General features: G+C 38.5%; 17 protein-coding genes. 15 read left to right on the forward strand and 2 right to left on the reverse strand.

From position 1 onward, the window contains the following. Positions 1-47 precede the first annotated feature (47 nt). From ACE198_RS09405 to ACE198_RS09460, 12 genes are all read left to right on the forward strand, one after another. Positions 48-1,004, forward strand: coding sequence for an NAD-dependent epimerase/dehydratase family protein (locus tag ACE198_RS09405; protein WP_375375351.1), 957 nt, complete (start codon positions 48-50; stop codon positions 1,002-1,004). Beyond that, positions 985-1,938 carry a lysylphosphatidylglycerol synthase transmembrane domain-containing protein gene (locus ACE198_RS09410; protein ID WP_375375352.1) on the forward strand — a complete coding sequence of 318 codons (954 nt, stop codon included), beginning with the start codon at positions 985-987 and terminating at the stop codon, positions 1,936-1,938. The genes ACE198_RS09405 and ACE198_RS09410 overlap by 20 nt, the downstream gene beginning before the upstream one ends. Continuing rightward, positions 1,935-3,428 (forward strand): alkaline phosphatase family protein, encoded by a 1,494-nt coding sequence (locus ACE198_RS09415; protein ID WP_375375353.1) that lies wholly within the window; start codon positions 1,935-1,937, stop codon positions 3,426-3,428. Before ACE198_RS09410 ends, ACE198_RS09415 begins: the two co-directional genes overlap by 4 nt. Next, positions 3,388-4,164 (forward strand): glycosyltransferase family 2 protein, encoded by a 777-nt coding sequence (locus ACE198_RS09420; protein WP_251461206.1) that lies wholly within the window; start codon positions 3,388-3,390, stop codon positions 4,162-4,164. The genes ACE198_RS09415 and ACE198_RS09420 overlap by 41 nt, the downstream gene beginning before the upstream one ends. A 96-nt stretch (positions 4,165-4,260) precedes the next feature. Next, the gene (locus ACE198_RS09425) at positions 4,261-5,016 is read left to right on the forward strand and encodes a hypothetical protein (RefSeq protein ID WP_375375354.1); all 756 of its coding nucleotides are present in this window, start codon (positions 4,261-4,263) and stop codon (positions 5,014-5,016) included. A gap of 30 nt (positions 5,017-5,046) precedes the next feature. Beyond that, positions 5,047-5,970, forward strand: coding sequence for an FTR1 family iron permease (locus tag ACE198_RS09430; RefSeq protein WP_251461203.1), 924 nt, complete (start codon positions 5,047-5,049; stop codon positions 5,968-5,970). Positions 5,971-6,334: 364 nt separating this feature from the next. After that, positions 6,335-7,819 carry a hypothetical protein gene (locus ACE198_RS09435; protein WP_375375355.1) on the forward strand — a complete coding sequence of 495 codons (1,485 nt, stop codon included), beginning with the start codon at positions 6,335-6,337 and terminating at the stop codon, positions 7,817-7,819. Positions 7,820-7,856: 37 nt separating this feature from the next. Continuing rightward, positions 7,857-9,209 carry a UDP-glucose dehydrogenase family protein gene (locus tag ACE198_RS09440; protein ID WP_375375356.1) on the forward strand — a complete coding sequence of 451 codons (1,353 nt, stop codon included), beginning with the start codon at positions 7,857-7,859 and terminating at the stop codon, positions 9,207-9,209. A 67-nt stretch (positions 9,210-9,276) separates the two neighbouring features. Beyond that, the gene (locus ACE198_RS09445; RefSeq protein ID WP_251461197.1) at positions 9,277-9,693 is read left to right on the forward strand and encodes a BlaI/MecI/CopY family transcriptional regulator; all 417 of its coding nucleotides are present in this window, start codon (positions 9,277-9,279) and stop codon (positions 9,691-9,693) included. A gap of 1 nt (position 9,694) precedes the next feature. Continuing rightward, positions 9,695-10,552 carry a M56 family metallopeptidase gene (locus tag ACE198_RS09450; RefSeq protein WP_375375357.1) on the forward strand — a complete coding sequence of 286 codons (858 nt, stop codon included), beginning with the start codon at positions 9,695-9,697 and terminating at the stop codon, positions 10,550-10,552. Positions 10,553-10,558: 6 nt separating this feature from the next. Further along, entirely contained in the window at positions 10,559-10,744 is a 186-nt protein-coding gene (locus ACE198_RS09455) for a hypothetical protein (protein ID WP_375375358.1), read from the forward strand. A gap of 166 nt (positions 10,745-10,910) precedes the next feature. After that, on the forward strand, positions 10,911-11,594 hold the full coding sequence (locus ACE198_RS09460; RefSeq protein WP_375375359.1) for a DsbA family protein: 684 nt from the start codon (positions 10,911-10,913) through the stop codon (positions 11,592-11,594). A 60-nt stretch (positions 11,595-11,654) separates the two neighbouring features. Here ACE198_RS09460 and ACE198_RS09465 read toward each other — a convergent pair whose 3' ends face one another. After that, positions 11,655-12,821: a ZIP family metal transporter gene (locus ACE198_RS09465; RefSeq protein ID WP_375375360.1), complete on the reverse strand. Its 1,167-nt coding sequence runs from the start codon at positions 12,819-12,821 to the stop codon at positions 11,655-11,657. A 15-nt stretch (positions 12,822-12,836) separates the two neighbouring features. Continuing rightward, a complete protein-coding gene (locus tag ACE198_RS09470; RefSeq protein WP_375375361.1) occupies positions 12,837-13,850 on the reverse strand; it encodes a multicopper oxidase domain-containing protein in 1,014 nt (337 codons plus the stop codon). Positions 13,851-14,034: 184 nt separating this feature from the next. Here ACE198_RS09470 and ACE198_RS09475 point away from each other — a divergent pair, with 184 nt between their 5' ends. The 3 genes from ACE198_RS09475 to ACE198_RS09485 all read left to right on the forward strand — a co-directional run bounded on the left by ACE198_RS09475 (position 14,035) and on the right by ACE198_RS09485 (position 17,285). Next, the gene (locus tag ACE198_RS09475) at positions 14,035-14,397 is read left to right on the forward strand and encodes an ArsR/SmtB family transcription factor (protein WP_098574094.1); all 363 of its coding nucleotides are present in this window, start codon (positions 14,035-14,037) and stop codon (positions 14,395-14,397) included. After that, positions 14,394-16,529: a heavy metal translocating P-type ATPase gene (locus ACE198_RS09480; RefSeq protein WP_375375362.1), complete on the forward strand. Its 2,136-nt coding sequence runs from the start codon at positions 14,394-14,396 to the stop codon at positions 16,527-16,529. Before ACE198_RS09475 ends, ACE198_RS09480 begins: the two co-directional genes overlap by 4 nt. 210 nt (positions 16,530-16,739) lie before the next feature. Next, positions 16,740-17,285, forward strand: a complete 546-nt coding sequence (locus ACE198_RS09485) for a copper resistance CopC family protein (protein WP_251461182.1) — start codon at positions 16,740-16,742, stop codon at positions 17,283-17,285. The last annotated feature ends 1 nt before the right edge of the window (position 17,286 follow it).

Below are 17,286 nucleotides of genomic sequence, written 5' to 3' on the forward strand. Positions count from 1 at the left end.
GTATATGAGAGAATAGGACTTATTGAACAATTTAGAGGTGTTTTTGATTGAAAATAATCGTAACTGGAGGGGCTGGATTTATTGGTTCCCATCTTACAAGAAGATTGATAAAAGAAGGTCATGAAGTACTAATCCTTGACGTACTTCACCCATATTATTCGATTGAGAGAAAAAAGCGCCACCTTGAATTTGTGAGTGAAGCAGGGAAGTTTGATTTTTATCAAGAAAGCCTTATACATAATGAAAATAAAGTCAGAGAAATATTTATTTCCTTTAAACCGGAAATAGTCATTCACTTGGCTGCCATTCCTGGAGTACCACACTCTATTGCCGCCCCGAATGAGTATGTAGATTACGATATCAAAGCAACGATCAATGCTCTTCGCTTTGCTGGGGAATCCAATGTAAAACAGTTTATTTTCGCATCTTCGTCATCGGTTTATGGTGAACAAAAAAATGTTCCTCTTAAAGAGGAAATGGCAACGGGACGAGTTGTTTCTCCTTATGCAGCGGCCAAGTTTGGTGCGGAATCCTTTTGCCATGCATATTCTTCTTTATTTGATTATAAAGTCTCAATCCTTCGCTTTTTTACAGTATATGGACCATGGGGCCGACCGGATATGGCGATTACAGGGTTTATCAAAAAGCTGATGAATAAAAAGGAAATTACCCTTTTTGGAAATAGGACGGCTAGGGATTATACCTATATTGATGATTGTATAGCGGGAATCCTTCGTGCGTTTAACCAACAGGAAAAAGTGGGCACCTTTAATATTGGCTCTGGCAGCCCTATTTTCCTTGAAGAACTAGTAGATCACCTCAGGCTGTATTTTCCAGATTTAGCAGTAAAGCAGGCAAAATTTCGCCAAGGCGATGTTCATTCCACTTGGGCAGATACTTCGAAGGCAAGGGAGCAGCTTGGATTTCAACCATTGGTTTCTTTTTCAGAAGGCCTTTCCAAGACAATAGAATGGGCAAAAAAACATGAGTCGGAAATCAGTTAAGCGTCTACTGATAAGACTAATGGGGTTATTTCTTGCAGGGATATTTATTGTTCTATCACTGCGCTATTTGCATGTTAAAAAGTTATTTAATGCAATGCAGGAGTTTTTTGCTGGAAACCCTTTTATTATTGCAGCTGTGACGATTTCTTACCTGTTATCTTTTATTCTAAGAGCTGAAGCATGGAGATTATACTTAGGAAAGAAAGTAAGATTCTATAGCTGTCTGCAGGGAGTGCTCCTAAGCCTTTTCGTGAATCATATTACTCCAATTAAGGTGGGAGATGCAGTTAGAATTGGCGTTCTATCCTGGAGGGAAAAAAACATAAGTCCGGAAATTTCAGCCCATTCTGTTATTGTCCTTCGAGCAATAGATATGTTTTTTCTCCTCATGTTTTCATTTATTGGACTCATTGCCTTTTCAAGGCCATTTGTCTTTCGTTATTCACTAGGGTTGTTGTTTATTTTAGTCATCATGATTTTAATGGGATTCTTTTTCGTCAAAAAACATCGTCCGCGGTTTGTGGAAAAGCATATACAAATCATAAAAACAAGCTTAGCTGGGAAAAATTTTATTTTAATTATGCTTTTCATTGCGTTTAGTTGGGCACTTGAAGGAGCTGTTGTCTGGAGTGTAACCGCATCGATAGGTAATGGTCTGCCGCTTTACAAGGCCATTTGGGTTAACTCGATCACGGTAGGGGGACAGGTTTTTCAGATTACGCCTGGTGGGATTTCAACCTATGAATCCGTCATGACTGCTGCTCTAGCAAGTTTTCATTATCCATTAAAAGATGGGTATATGGTGGCACTTATCAGCCATAGTTATAAATTTATTTTTTCCTATCTAGTTGGATGCCTATTATTAATCCGTTCACCGGTAACGAAAATAAGGCAAATAAGAGAGATTTTATTAAGGAGGGGAAGACCTGAATGAAAAAAGCATCATCATTTGAAAAATTTGCCGCCAGGTGCTGGAACCTTTTAAACGAGGGAAAGCCATTTACACCGATTTTTACCATTGGAATCATGCTGATCTATTCCATTTCAAAGCTTGGCAATCCTTCATTTTTAGGAGATCTAACCCTTGGGTTCCTCGCAATCCTGCCAATGCTGATTATTTACTATTTGTTCGATTACCCATTATTCTTAAGAAATTATTTATGGATGCCCTTTACGGTATACCTAATTATCTGGGATCATGTGAATCTCAGTTTGCTGCTGACAGCGGTGGGATTATATTTCTTCTTTACCGTATTTTTTTGGGGAACGTTTTATTATCATTTGCGAATTGGCACGTCATGGCTTAATTTTACGCGCTTCTGGAAACTTGTGCTAAAAAATAGCGATTCAACAAGCGGAAATGCTCAAGAGCAATTGCCTAAGTTTCTTTTATTATTGTCACTTTGGAATTTAGTCACTTCGGAGCAGTCATGGACTGGCGGGGAAGTTGGAGTACTAATCTTTTTTTATGCCGGCGTCCTCTTATTCTCATGGATTCTCCATAAAAACCTATTTGATTGGAAGCCGAAAATTATTCCAACCTATACGTCCAATATAGAGGAGCGGACATCTGCCATTAATGAAAAAGTGATTGTGATAGTCATCGATGGTATGCGGAAAGAACGCTTTGAAGAAGCCAATACGCCGTTTCTCGACTTCTTGAGGAAAAATGGTACAGAGTATACGAATATGGAAACCGTTTACCCTGCAAGAACCGTTGTATGCTTTTCCTCTATGTTTACAGGAACGTATCCCTTCGAGCATGGCATAAAGTCCAATATGGTGTGGAAGCTAGGGATCAAAGTCGAAAGTGTTTTTGATAGTCTGCGAAAAGTAGGGAAAAAGGGTTCATTATTAGCTGTAGCCCATCTCGTTGATTCCTTTGGTAAGGATGTTGAGACATTCACTGCTGTTATGAAAAATAATTTAGTGGATCGCGGGATTATTGAACGAGCTAAAAATATCATGGAAGAGCAGGATCCAGACCTGCAAATTGTTCAATTAATAAGTACAGACCAAACTGGGCACAGCCGTGGTGTTTTATATGATGAATATATTCAAAAGATTGAAGAAGCCGATTCTCTGGTAGAAGAATATTTTCATTGGTTAAAGGATAGAGGAAAGCTAGAAAATTACACGTTTATTGTTTGTGCCGATCATGGTCAGGCAGACGGAATCGGCGGGCATGGGCATTTAGATGAAGGTGAAAGATTTGTTCCCTTTTTCATGTATGGCCCTTCGATCGAGAAAGGAAAGAGTGTGGAGGAGAAGCATAGTTTAGTATCCCTCGCATCTACCATCTCTTACTTACTGGGTGCACCATTCCCTGATAAAGCCCGAGGCCCAGTATTAATTGATGCAGTAAGGAAGGAAGTTATTGATTATGAAGCAGCAAAAAGTAATAGTTTTTCTGCCAGCCTATAATGAAGAGGACTCCATTACAGAGGTCATTCGAAAAATACCGAGAAATTTTAATTCCCATGTGTGTGTAGAGGTCCTAGTGGTAAATGATGGTTCTAGTGATCGGACAGAAGAGCTATCATGGGCAGCGGGAGCAAATTATGTTCACACGTTTGTTAGAAATCAAGGTTTAGGGGCAGCCGTGAGAAAAGGGCTGGAACTGTGTGTCTCATATGGAGCAGATATTGGTGTGATGATTGATGCCGATAATGAATACCCAGCTGAACAAATTCCGGAATTAATTGAACCGATTCTTTTGGGAACTTCTGATTATGTGATGGGGTCCCGTTTTCTTGGATCGATTGATGGGATGAAATGGAACAGAAGAATCGGAAATTACTGTTTTACCATGCTACAAGCGCTTCTCCTCCGTAAATGGATCTATGATGGTCAATCTGGTATGAGAGCATTTTCTAGACAGGCCATGGAGGAAGCGGAAATTATTCATGATTACAATTATGCCCAAGTGGTCACATTAAATTTAATTCGAAAAGGGTTTCGCATGAAGGAAATTCCGATTCGATATCAGGTTCGTAAAACTGGTGAATCATTTATTAAGTTTCGTTCTTATATGACCTCAGTCTTACCGGCTATTTTAAAAGAAATGAGAAGGCCAGTAAAAAAAGTACACACCAAAAAGCAGACCTATCGGACGCAAGTCGGCAGGGTGTTTCCAATCATAGATAGAAAACAGGATTAATTTATCAGATAAGTACGATAAATATGTGACAATCTTCATTGCTATATTGACAGCGAGGATGATAATCATTATCATTAACCACAGGAGGGAATTTGGATGAAAAAACTCTCAGTTTTATTTTTTATTGTAATAATCATTGTTAACAGCCTTTCCATTCGTGATGCCCGTGCTTACTCATATGGTGACCCGAATGAAGAAAAGGTTGCTGAGGTATATAAGGAAATGGTCACTAAGCTTGATGAGACCCCTCCGAATTTCACATCTGCGAAAAAGCACTTTGATACCGTTAAAGAAGAAATTGATATGCATATGGGTCCTGAGCCTGCCAAGTTGATTTTGAAAAATATCGAAGCAGAAGATAAAAAAGCTACTTTAGAAAATATGGAAAAACTTCTTGTTTTAAATATTGCCAGACGTTTGGAGAATATTGAGAATAATTTCAAGGAATATGACACAACGAAGCGACTACTTGCGAAAGGGTTTGCTACATACGAAGCTTTATCCCCAAAGGTTGAAGCTGAAAACCCTGATAATGATAAAAAAATCCGAACCGATTTTGATCAGGCGCTGGAAGCATTGGGGAACCCTGGTTTGTTTGGGGTAGGAAAAAAAGAGGCAAATTTAGAGGCTTTTAAGGAAAATAAAGAAGAAATTCTGGATAGCTTACAATCAGAATTTAAACTAAAAAGCCTTGAAGTAGGGCATTTTTCTGAAAGTGCCACAGAACAACAAAGCACTGGGAAAAAAGATTGGACGGATATATCAAATATCCGTAACTGGATCCCACTCATTTTAATTGTAGTAGTTATTATCGCTGTTATTATCTTTGTCATCCGCAAAAGAAGAAAGTAAACGAAGGCACCATGGGGGAGGAGAAGGACTGTGGAAATTCAGGCACTGTTAATCACATTCCGGGAAGTGTTAGAGGCCTTATTAATTGTAGGAATCATTACAACCTATCTGAAAAGAGTAGATCATAAGCAGTACACAAAATATGTTTGGATGGGGGCAGGTCTTGCGGTATTGGCAAGTATCGGTGTAGCCCTATTATTCCAAATTGTATTTACAGGGTTTGCAGCCATGGGAAGCGAAATGTATCTAAAAATAGGAATTATGCTTGTATCGGCCGTTTTACTGACCCAAATGGTTTTCTGGATGGCTAGTCACAGTCGTGATATAAAAGGGAATATGGAAGGGAAAATGAATAAGTTTATTTCCACTGGAAATGTTGTAGGTATGGTCGTCCATTCCTTTCTTGTTGTTCTACGCGAAGGTGTGGAAACGGTATTCTTCTTTGCCGCCATTACTGGAGGAAACATCGGTGCCGCGATGGAAGGCTGGGGTGCGATTACGGGTGTAGTCATAGCAGTTATCGTTTCTTATTTGTTCTTTAAAGGAACAATGAGGATTCCATTAAGCAGCTTCTTTAAATTAACAGGAGCTTTCATTATTCTTATTTCAGCCGGACTGTTGGTTCAAGCTATCTCCATGATGCAGGATATTAACATCATTGGAAGTGTCCTGCCGCATGTGTACGATCTTACTTGGTTTTTACCAGAGCATCCGATTGATTATACTCATTATCTTCGTGATACTGGGACAGCACCCATCCTTTCAGGAGATATTGGAGTTTTCTTGAAAGCATTATTTGGTTATTCTTCCATGCCTTCGATTGAAGAAGTTCTGGCCTATATCGGATATTTTGTAGCCATTTTTCTGCTAACCTCCTCCAAACCAGCAGCAAGTCAGCGGAAAAAAGAAGATGCTTCACAGAATGGTCACATTCTTAAGACACAAGTGAAATAACCCTTTCGTGATTTCAAAGGCAATCGTGTCCGAACATCGGTCGTCTTCGGACAGCTTTCATGATTTCAAAGACAATCGTGTCCGAACATCGGTCGTCTTCGGACAGCTTTCATGATTTCAAAGGCAATCGTGTCCGAACATCGGTGGTCTTCGGACAGCTTTCGTGATTTCAAAGGCAATCGTGTCCGAACATCGGTCGTCTTCGGACAGCTTTCGTGATTTCAAAGGCAATCGTGTCCGAACATCGGTGGTCTTCGGACAGCTTTCGTGATTTCAAAGGCAATCCTGTCCGAACATCGGACAGCTAAACAAAAAGTACAAGGCTTTTGCCTTGTACTTTTTCTCTGAAAAGGCGTGTGAAGGAATGAAATTATCCGATCCGTTAAAAAAAAGCCTAGTAATAGGCTTAAGTATTACAGCAATAATGATTGTTTTTCTATCACAGCTTCTTTATGTAAATCCTTATACTTCCTCGTGGGACCAGGTTGATTTTTCTCTTGCTGTGCAACGCTTTGATTTAATGGCTATGCAGCCGCATTTCCCTGGCTATCCTTTATTTATTTTAGGAGGCAAATTCATTCATCTATTTGTGAATGATCCATCAAAGGCACTGACTTTGTTTAACATTCTTTTTTATGCCAGTACTGTGTTTCCAATATATAAATTATGCAGGAGTTTTTTAAGCGACGGCTATTCATGGCTATCTGCTGCGATCATTTATTCTAGCAGTTTTTGCATCATCATGGTTAACCAACCAATGTCTGAAGGTGCGGCGCTTGCTGCCTTTTGGTGGTATTTGTGGAGTTTGTTTTTTGCTTTTAAGAAGACGAATTCAACATTTATTTTGATCCCCTTAGCCATGTTAAGCCTTATGCTGGGAATTCGGCTTTCTTATCTGCCATTTTCCATCGGCATTCTTTTTCTTTTTTATCTTAAAGATAAAAATAAAACGATTACCAGGGTAGATTTAATTTATTACTGTCTGTTTGGCGTCGCTTTTCAAGCCTGCTGGATCGTTGCTCTTATTGTTTCAGAAGGTAGTTTGATTGGTTTTATCAAGCTATCATTAGCCTTTACATCTGGTCATTTTAATGATTGGGGCGGTGCAATAGAAACATCCAAAATAAGTTTTTTGGAGAGGCTGTCGAAATTCTCATGGGGGAATATTGTCTGGACAGGCATCGCTGGCAAATCTCTTATCACTTTAGTTATATTCATTTTTTTTCTGGGGGTCATCCTATTTCACCGCTATAAAAAGCAGGAAACAAAGCCTAATCACCCCTTTATACAGCTGCTTTACTTCATGTTTTCCTGCTATTTTGTTTGGGGATTGCTCGGGCAAAACATTGAAAAGGCTCGGCATGTACTTCCATTAATCATTCTGTTGGTCTTCATTATTTGTATCCATCTTTTTTCAAAAAGGGTATCCTATCTAATACTAGGACTTGCGTTCATCCTCTTAGGACATCAAGTTTGGAAAGATGTTATATTATTAAAGGCAGAAGGAACAGAAAGTCCAGCTGTCTATAAGATGAATGAATATATATCGAAAATGGATCAACCTGTGATTCTATATACATGGGAAGAAACAAGGGTACTCCAGTATTTAAATGCACCATATCCGCATAAAAGACTCGAAACGTTTGATTTTTTCAAGTCCGATTCAAAATATTTCAGAGGAAGAACGATCCTTCTAACGGATAAAGTAGTAGAGGGATTCCTCACACAAGGCCATTCATTGGATGGCAAAATAATAAAAGTAGCAAGCTTTCAATCAAATGAACTTTTTGATCCGGTTTATCATGATATTACTTTATATAAATGGATTGGAAATGAAGCAGTTCATTAAGAATTAGAAGATATTCATAAAGGAAGGGAAAAATGCTTTGAAAAAAATAGCCATTGCTGGTACAGGGTATGTTGGACTTGTCACAGGGGTGTGTTTAGCGGAGATCGGCCATGATGTCATTTGCGTGGATCGTGACCCTCAAAAAATAAATACTCTTCTTAAAGGCGAAGCAACCTTCTATGAACCGGGATTAGAAGAGTTAATGAAAAACAATCTCGAGGCAGGAAGACTTATCTTTACAACCAGCCCGACTATCGGTTATCAGGATGCAGATATCATCATGATCACAGTTGGAACGCCAAATGATCCAAATGGTTCGCTTGATTTACAATATATTGAACAGATTTCAAAAGAGATTGGCAGAACAATCACTAGAAATAATATCCTAATTGTAACGAAAAGCACGGTACCTTTAGGAACAAATGAGAAAATTAAAGAATGGATTCAGTCTGAATTGCGTTCACCCCTTTATTTTCATTTAGCAGCCAACCCAGAATTCCTTAGGCAAGGTGCTGCCGTTTATGATACTTTCCATGGCGACCGTATCATCATCGGATCGGACAGTAAGGAAGCGCTCCATACATTAGAAGAGTTATATAAACCACTGCACATTCCAATTATTAAAACAGATACAAAAAGTGCAGAACTGATTAAAATTGCCTCCAATTCATTTTTAGCCTTAAAAATTAGTTATGTAAATGCTCTTTCTAGTATTTGTGAACAAATAGGTGGGAATATTGAAGAAGTCACCCTGGGGATGGGGATGGATGCAAGAATTGGAACCTCGTTTCTAAATGCTGGAGTTGGTTTTGGAGGCTCTTGTCTGCCTAAAGATACGAAGGAACTTACTCATTTAGCAAATGAAGTGGGAGAACCCATCAGACTTCTAGATGAGGTTCTGGAAATTAATAAAAGGCAAGAATTAAGGCTAATTGACAAAGCCTTAGCTCGGTTTAAAAGCTTAAAGGGAAAAAAGGCCGCACTGTTAGGGTTATCCTTTAAGCCTAATACTGATGATGTCCGTGAGTCTGTTTCTATCAAGCTGGCAAAAAGGTTGGTGATGGAGGGGGCAATCGTCACTGCTTATGATCCTGTTGCAATAAGAAATGCCAAAAGAGAATTGGGAGAGATCATTTCATATTCTGATACATTGGAACAGGCTTTGATGAATGCGGATCTTGCGTTCATTGGAACGGAATGGGAAGAGATAAAAAATATTCCGATTACTATGTTTTCTGAATGGATGACAGAGCCTGTTATTTTTGATGGCAGAAATTGCTTTCAGCTTGATGCCATGAAAGGCTTCCCGATTGAATACCATTCCATTGGGCGACCATGTGTGATTGGGAAAGAAAACATCATAAAAACATTCGGTTTAGGCCTTGGATAGGGAAAAGGCTCCAATTGTAATATGAAAGATTTTACACTACAATATGTAATGGAAGGGAGGATGTTAAATGACAGTCAATAATTTTCGTTTTGACCAAGAAGGGCTTAATCGTTTTTTCGGTCCGCTTGAGTCTAAAATAATGGACATTCTTTGGGACGGCAATGAAAAGAGTATAAAGGACGTTCAGCAAAAATTAGAAAATGACAAACCTCTCAACTTTAATACGGTCATGACCGTTATGAACCGTCTTGTCGATAAAAACATCCTTACGAAAAGATTGGAAGGAAGAACATCTCTCTTTAAACCAATAAAGACGAAAGAGGATTTTATTAGCGACCAATCAAAAAAACTAACAGATAACCTTTTGGACGAATTTGGCGGATTAGTGGTTAATCATATGCTTGATTCTTTAAATGAAGTGGATGATCATTTACTTCAGAAACTGGAACAAAAAATTGAACAATTAAAAAAGGGCCGAAAGTAATATGATCTGGAAACAAAAATCCACTGCCGTGTTAGGATTAGCCCTTTTCTTTGCGATTATTTTATTTGTTCAAATGGCTATGTTTCTAGTTAATACTTTATTTGGCCCATTAGAGCTATTTAATATTTTTAACTTTTGCGTCAGCATATTTGAAAAAGGCACGATTGCCTACTATGCTGTCTTAATAATTGTGAATGTGTATATTTTTTATACAGTTTTCATGATTGGTAAAAAGATTATCCAGCAAGTTCTAGTCTTACAATCATTTCAAAGTAAAATTCATCACCTGATGAATAAGGGTAAATCCCAACAAATAAATCAAATCTATAACAGAAAAAATGATGATATTGTTGTGATCAATCACAACAATCCGTTGGCATTTACCTTTGGGTTTGCGAATCCAGTAATTGTCCTTTCTACCACACTAATTGAAATGTTAGATGCAAAGGAATTAGAAGCAGTTATCTATCACGAGACATCGCACCAAAGGTATTATGATGGAATAAAGGTATTTATTTTACAAATGATTTCAGAATCTATCTGGTATATCCCGCTGACGAGATGGTCCTATCAGAATTATCGGATTATGATTGAACTAGTTGCAGATGAATATGCAATTAATCGAATGGGTTCAGAACTGGGATTAGGCAGCGCGCTTTTAAAGCTGATCAAGAAGCAGTTAAAGGTTAATGCGAATCTAACTCCAGCTATGGTACATTTTGCAGATAGTACAGTTGATTACCGGCTTCAGCAATTGATTAATCCGCAGCAATCGATTCCGGTTAAAGTAGAAACACGTACAATCGTCATCTCTTTATATGTATTTATATTAATATTATTGCTATTAGTTATTGCCTAATAAGGATTGGAGGTTAAATCCAATCCTTTATTTTTAATGGCTGTGTTAAAGGTCAATATTGATTTTTGCACTCTGTTGATTGGAGTGGAAGGCACGAAGACTCCTGCGGGAGTACGGGGCTCCCCGGCACGCCCGCGGAAAGCGAAGTGCCTGGAACGGAAATCAACAGACAAATTAACACAGCCTATTTAATAGAAGTAATAATCACTTGACCATTTGCAACAACTTACACTACAATTAGTAGTGTGAAAGAGATTGATTCGTGTAAATAGAAGAGTTTGTTACTCTTTTACACTATAATCTGTAGTGTTGGTTACATACAATTTTACAAAACTTAGAGAAATTAGAGGGTGAATAGATGTCTTCAGGAAAAAGGAAAACAACAAAACCGAAAAATCAATCATCTAAATTTATATTCTGGGTGATTGGTTTAATCGCGGTTTGTCTCGTCGGGTTAATTTTTTTATCCAATACGGCCAAAAAAGAAGCAATGGACTATGAGGGACAGCCATTTTTAGGGGAAAAGTCCGCCCCTGTAAAAATCGTTGAATTTGGTGATTATAAATGTCCTTATTGCAAAAATTTTAATGATACACTACTTCCAAATATCGAAAAGGATTTGATCGATACAGGAAAAGCTTCGTTCTATTTTATGAATTATTCGTTTATCAATGTGGATTCTACGCGTTCTGCTAAATTTGCGGAAACCGTCTTTAAGGAACTAGGAAATGAAACGTTTTGGAAGTTTCATGAACTGTTATATGAAAAACAACCTGATGATACGAAAGCGGAGCAAATGGATATCTATACGGAAGCCTTTCTTAAGGACACATTACGCGAAATCTCCTCTGAAGCAGAGGTGAAAAAAGTGATCAATGCCTTTAATAATGACCAATCAAAAGAGGCATGGGAGAAAGACATGAGTGCAGCTAATAAGTTAAGTATTACAAGCACCCCTTCCATTTTTATTAATGGTGTGAAATTTGAAGGGAACACCTATAATGATTTTAAGAAAAGAGTAAACGAAGCAGCAAATGAATAAGTAATACATCAAAAAAGGTGGTACATCGAATTGTCGATGTACCACCTTGATTCCTTCTAATTATTTTACGAAAAAGGCCGTAAAATACATGATTAACATTCCAAGTGTAAATCCAGTAAAATTCATCCATGATATAACTGGTTCCGTCTTCTTTTTGTGTTCTTCGATCAGCATTTTGGAGATAACAAATATTACTTGTAAAATGGCCCCCGCACCAATTCCTAAAAATATGGCACCCCAAATGGGTGAAAAGATAAAACCTCCAAACCATGTTCCCAAAATGGCGGGAGCACCAGCAATCGTTCCTAATAAAACAAAAGAACTAAATTTTGGTTTGCTTTTTAATAATGGAGCAGCAATCCCTATCCCCTCAGTAATATTATGCAAGGTAAAACCGATGACCAAAAAAGTACCTAGTGCAGCCTCTCCGAGGGCAAAAGACGAACCAATAGCCAACCCTTCTCCAAAATTATGAAGACCAATTCCTGTTGCCATCAATAATGAAATTCCCAGCGGTGAATAACCCGTTCGTTTTTGTCTTTGATGTTGATATTGATCAAATCCAACCAGTAAAAGAAACGATAGGACGGTACAAATAATCACCACCATGTTGCCCTGGAATACAGACGGTGCTTCAGCTCCAATTTCAAATCCATCAAATAACGTGCCAAAAAATAAGAATAATAGAAGTCCTACAGTGAGGGCAAGAATGGCATTAATCCAGCTTTTTTTCAAACGCTTCATAAATGGATACCATAGTAATCCTAAAGTAATAGGAACAATCCCTACATAAAAGCCGATAAATCCGTAATTTAACACATTATCCCATGAAAATTCGGGAGTTAATGTGGCCGCATCAATCACAGCTTCCGTTATGATCCCATTCTCTGATATTAATAGAATGGTATGGGGGTCGCCTTCAACCCACGGATAATTTATGGTTACCTTTCCATCTTGAAACCTTTTGAGCTTTGAACTAGGAGCCATCGAAAAATTCCATACAGAATCATCAACAATCACTTGAGAAATCGTCAGTGTTTCTGGGCCTGTATTACTTACATCTAACTCAAAACCTGATGGTACAATTCTAATTTGTTCCACATTAAGCACTTCGATGGGAGAAGCAGGGTCTCGTTCTATTCCCGCCCCATTTTTAAAAACCCATCCCAACACAAGCATTAAAAGAACCAGCGGGATAAGACCAGTAATCACCCATTTTGATTTCATGGTTTTCACTCCTTCCTATTCAACCTCAAAGAATCCCATCCAGCCTAGTTCCGCAAATTCGCTGACATGTGCGTGAAACATATATTTTCCCTTGTATGGAAAACGAACTTCAATAATTCCACGTTCTCCTTGGCACTGCATGATGGTATCAGTAAATTGACTGGGGTTGTCATTTCTACCTGTTGGTATATACGTAAAAAAGTTGGCATGTAAATGGAAAGAGTTTAATAAGTCAAACTCGGTTAAATTACTTAAATAGATCCGGACAAGTTGATCCTTTTTTATCTTTATCGGATGATTCATAAAGGCAAACGCATACCCATTCACCGTATAAAATTCGTTTGCCCCGTCTAAATCTAAATCAAAGGCATTCATGACCATATTTAATTCAAGTGCTGGTTCTCTTGGTGTTTTGGGATCAATAATAAAATTTCCATATAGGCCTTTATGAATATGCCGGCGTAAAGGTAAAACATGGCAATGATATAGTTGCAGGCCATATGGTTTTGCTTCAAATTCATACGTAAAGGATTCACCTGGAGCGATAGCGTCCAATCCATCCATTTCTGGCGGGTGAATACCATGAAAATGAATCGAGTGAGGATGACTCCCACCGTTTATAAAATGAAATCGTAAAAGATCTCCTTCGGTACATCGAAATGTTGGGCCAGGAATCGTTCCATTATAGGTCCAGCCAGGGAACTTAATCCCCTTTGCGATTTCTATGTCTTTATCAACGGCAACTATTTGATATTCACGCAAAGTACGACCGTCTAATTGTTTGGTAGGTTTTCCATAATCAAACTCGGTTAAAAGACGTTTAGCCATTTTATACCCTTCTGTTTTCGTAGAATCATACATGTTTGAGTGATTTGCAGAATGATTATGGTGACTGGATGAATTTTTCTCTGCATGAGCGGTGCTAGTGAATGGAGTTGTTTTATTTAAATAAATACTTCCTGCTATCCCTATTGCTCCAGTGGTTCCCAATTTTAAGATATCCCGCCGAGAAATTTTTTTGTCTGACATGCTTTTACCTCCCTCTAAAAAGTTTACCTAATGCAACTTTATTGTCCTTGTCAATACTTTAAGATGCGGACAATCTCCTTGTCAATACATAATTCAAAAACATTCAAATAATTATTTGACCATTTATACGTAATTACATATACTGATAATCAAATAGTCGTTTGAATATGGGGGTATGGAACTTTTGAAGCACGATGATGTATGTGAAATAACTTGCGTGGATGGAGAAAAGGTAAAAAGGGTAAAAGAATCGGTATCCCAACAAAATACAATGGCCGTTTCACAAATATTTAAAGCTTTGTCCGATGATACTAGGATTAAAATTGCCTTGGCTTTAAGCGAAGAAGAGGAATTATGTGTATGTGATGTAGCCAATATCGTAGGTAGTACCACCGCTACTGCCTCCCATCATTTACGGCTTCTTCGTAATTTAGGATTAGCGAAATATCGAAAAGAGGGAAAATTAGTTTTCTATTCTTTGGATGATGATCATGTAAAACAATTGATTCAAATTGCATTTGAGCATCAAAAGGAGATGAAATCATGAGTGCCGCTTTGGAAAAATCCAATGAAAAAACCGTGTACCGTGTGCAAGGATTCACCTGAGCAGGCTGTGCGGCAAAGTTCGAAAAGAACGTACAGCACCTGGATGGTGTTGCTAATGCAAGTATAAATTTTGGAGCTTCTAAACTTACCGTTTATGGGGAAACGACCATAGAGGAATTAGAAAAAGCAGGGGCGTTTGAGAAGATAAAAGTCATCCCTGAGAAAGAACGATTTGATGTGAAAAAAGAACCGTTCCTGAAACAATACTCAACGGTTATCGCCTCATTTGTATTCTTGCTGATTGGATGGATTTCATCACAAATCAATGGGGAAGAAAGTATATCTTCGATCCTGCCCTATGGGGCTGCCATCCTAGTAGGTGGTTATCGCCTTTTCACCACAGGAATAAAAAATATTTTTCGCCTTGATTTTGATATGAGAACTCTCATGACCATCGCCGTAATTGGGGCGGCGATTATCGGTGAGTGGGGAGAAGGTGCAACGGTTGTCATCTTGTTCGCCATCAGTGAGGTTCTAGAGTCTTACTCGATGGATAAAGCAAGACAATCCATTCGTTCCTTAATGGATATAGCTCCGAAAGAGGCCTTCATTCGCAGGGGCGATAAAGAGTTTACAGTAGACGTGGACGATATTCGAATTGGAGATATCTTAATCGTAAAGCCTGGACAGAAAATCGCGATGGATGGAAGGGTGGTAAAAGGATTATCGTCTGTGAATCAGGCAGCGATTACTGGGGAATCTGTTCCAGTTTCCAAAACTGTGGATGATGAAGTATTTGCTGGAACTCTTAATGAAGAGGGACTTCTTGAGGTCAAAGTTACCAAACATGTGGACGATACTACGATTGCAAAAATCATTCATTTGGTGGAGGAGGCACAAGCGGAAAAGGCCCCGTCACAAGCATTTGTTGATCGGTTTGCGAAATATTATACTCCTGTCATCATATTGATTTCGCTATTAGTAGCCATACTGCCGCCTTTATTCTTTGATGGGGATTGGAGCAAATGGATCTACCAGGGGCTGGCCGTATTAGTGGTAGGTTGTCCTTGCGCGCTCGTTATTTCCACACCGGTTTCGATTGTAACCGCTATTGGGAATGCGGCCAGAAATGGGGTCTTGATTAAGGGAGGAATTCACTTAGAGGAAATGGGCGCGATTAAAGCCATTGCCTTTGATAAGACAGGAACCTTAACAGAAGGAATTCCAGTTGTAACGGATTATCTTCCACAAGAGAATACAAATCCAAAGGAACTTCTATCCATTATCGCTGCATTAGAAAATGGTTCACAACATCCTTTAGCTTCAGCAATCATGAAAAAGGCTGAACAAGAACAATTACCTTATCAAGACCTGGCGATTGAAGACTTTTCTTCGATTACAGGGAAAGGCATTATGGGTAGAGTTAAGGATCAAATATATTATGTGGGAAGCCCTCATTTATTCGATGAACTATTAAGCAATGGAATACCAGCGAAGCTTAAGGAGACGATATCTAAACTCCAAAATAAAGGAAAAACAGTTATGGCGGCTGGGACTGAATCACAACTATTAGCCCTGTTGGCAGTTGCCGATGAAGTAAGAGGAAACAGCCGAACAGTTATCCAGAAACTTCACTCATTAGGTATTCAAAAAACGATCATGTTAACGGGTGATAATAAAGGAACGGCCATTGCAATTGGCCAACAGGTGGGCGTTTCTGATATTCAGGCTGACCTTTTACCTCAAGATAAACTGGCCTTTATTAAACAATTAAGAAATAAATACGACCGTGTGGCCATGGTTGGGGATGGTGTGAATGATGCCCCAGCTCTTGCAGCATCGACTGTCGGTATTGCTATGGGTGGAGCTGGAACGGATACAGCTCTCGAAACAGCCGATATTGCATTAATGGCCGATGATTTAGGTAAACTGCCATTTACGTTAAATCTAAGCAGAAAAGCCTTATTTATCATCAAACAAAACATCACTTTTTCATTAGGAATTAAACTCTTCGCCCTATTATTAGTGATCCCCGGCTGGTTAACCCTATGGATTGCAATATTTGCGGATATGGGAGCGACACTTATCGTGACACTTAATGGTTTACGGCTTCTCCGGGTAAAAGACAAATAAAACGGGGCTCCCCATATTGGGGAGCCTTTTAATGGGAAGGGCCAATCGTGAATAATGACTCATTATTAAATTCCCCGGTACCGATATAGGATTCGATAGTTAAAATGTGAATAAAGTAGTTGAAAAACAAAGCATTTTGATTCAAGATGAAAAAGTTATGTTGAAAAGATTATATAGAAAAATATCGACTGCCAAGAAAGGATATACAAAATGAAAAAATTACTTTTCGTACTAATTGTTATGTTGGTCACGCTTCCTTCGATTGCAAGCGCCCATACGGAATTAACCACATCCAATCCAACTTCGGGACAAGTTGTTAAAGAGGACCTTAAGGAAATCGTGCTTACCTATGAAGGAAAGATTGAATCATTAAGCACCATGACATTAGTAAAAGATGGTAAGAAAATACCATTAGTAAGTGTTACTCCAAACGACAATCAACTAATCGGTTCATTATCAACACCCTTAGAAAATGGTACCTATTCCATTCAGTGGAGTATTGCTGGTGAAGATGGTCACCCTATATCTGGTGAAATCCCCTTTACGGTGCAAAAAGTAGTGAAGGAAGAACCGAAGGCGGAAACAAAACAGCCCGTTACTCCAAAAAAAGAAGAACCTAAAAAAGAGAATTCTAACCAGGAAAAAACAAAAAATGATTCGGTAGATTCTACATCCAATATGAAGAATATTATTATTAGTGTGGTCGTCCTCATTTTAATCATTGGAGTATTCCTTTTATTTAGAAGGAAGCGTTAGT

The organism is Neobacillus sp. KR4-4, from assembly GCF_042136325.1.
Classification (GTDB): domain Bacteria; phylum Bacillota; class Bacilli; order Bacillales; family Cytobacillaceae; genus Neobacillus.

Excerpts from the sequence above, each read along its gene's own strand:
- ACE198_RS09410 (WP_375375352.1), top strand. The coding sequence starts at position 985 with ATGAGTCGGAAATCAGTTAAGCGTCTACTGATAAGACTAATGGGGTTA.
- ACE198_RS09415 (WP_375375353.1), top strand. The coding sequence starts at position 1,935 with ATGAAAAAAGCATCATCATTTGAAAAATTTGCCGCCAGGTGCTGGAAC.
- ACE198_RS09420 (WP_251461206.1), top strand. The coding sequence starts at position 3,388 with ATGAAGCAGCAAAAAGTAATAGTTTTTCTGCCAGCCTATAATGAAGAG.
- ACE198_RS09425 (WP_375375354.1), top strand. The coding sequence starts at position 4,261 with ATGAAAAAACTCTCAGTTTTATTTTTTATTGTAATAATCATTGTTAAC.
- ACE198_RS09435 (WP_375375355.1), top strand. The coding sequence starts at position 6,335 with ATGAAATTATCCGATCCGTTAAAAAAAAGCCTAGTAATAGGCTTAAGT.
- ACE198_RS09445 (WP_251461197.1), top strand. The coding sequence starts at position 9,277 with ATGACAGTCAATAATTTTCGTTTTGACCAAGAAGGGCTTAATCGTTTT.
- ACE198_RS09450 (WP_375375357.1), top strand. The coding sequence starts at position 9,695 with ATGATCTGGAAACAAAAATCCACTGCCGTGTTAGGATTAGCCCTTTTC.
- ACE198_RS09460 (WP_375375359.1), top strand. The coding sequence starts at position 10,911 with ATGTCTTCAGGAAAAAGGAAAACAACAAAACCGAAAAATCAATCATCT.
- ACE198_RS09465 (WP_375375360.1), bottom strand. The coding sequence starts at position 12,821 with ATGAAATCAAAATGGGTGATTACTGGTCTTATCCCGCTGGTTCTTTTA.
- ACE198_RS09470 (WP_375375361.1), bottom strand. The coding sequence starts at position 13,850 with ATGTCAGACAAAAAAATTTCTCGGCGGGATATCTTAAAATTGGGAACC.
- ACE198_RS09485 (WP_251461182.1), top strand. The coding sequence starts at position 16,740 with ATGAAAAAATTACTTTTCGTACTAATTGTTATGTTGGTCACGCTTCCT.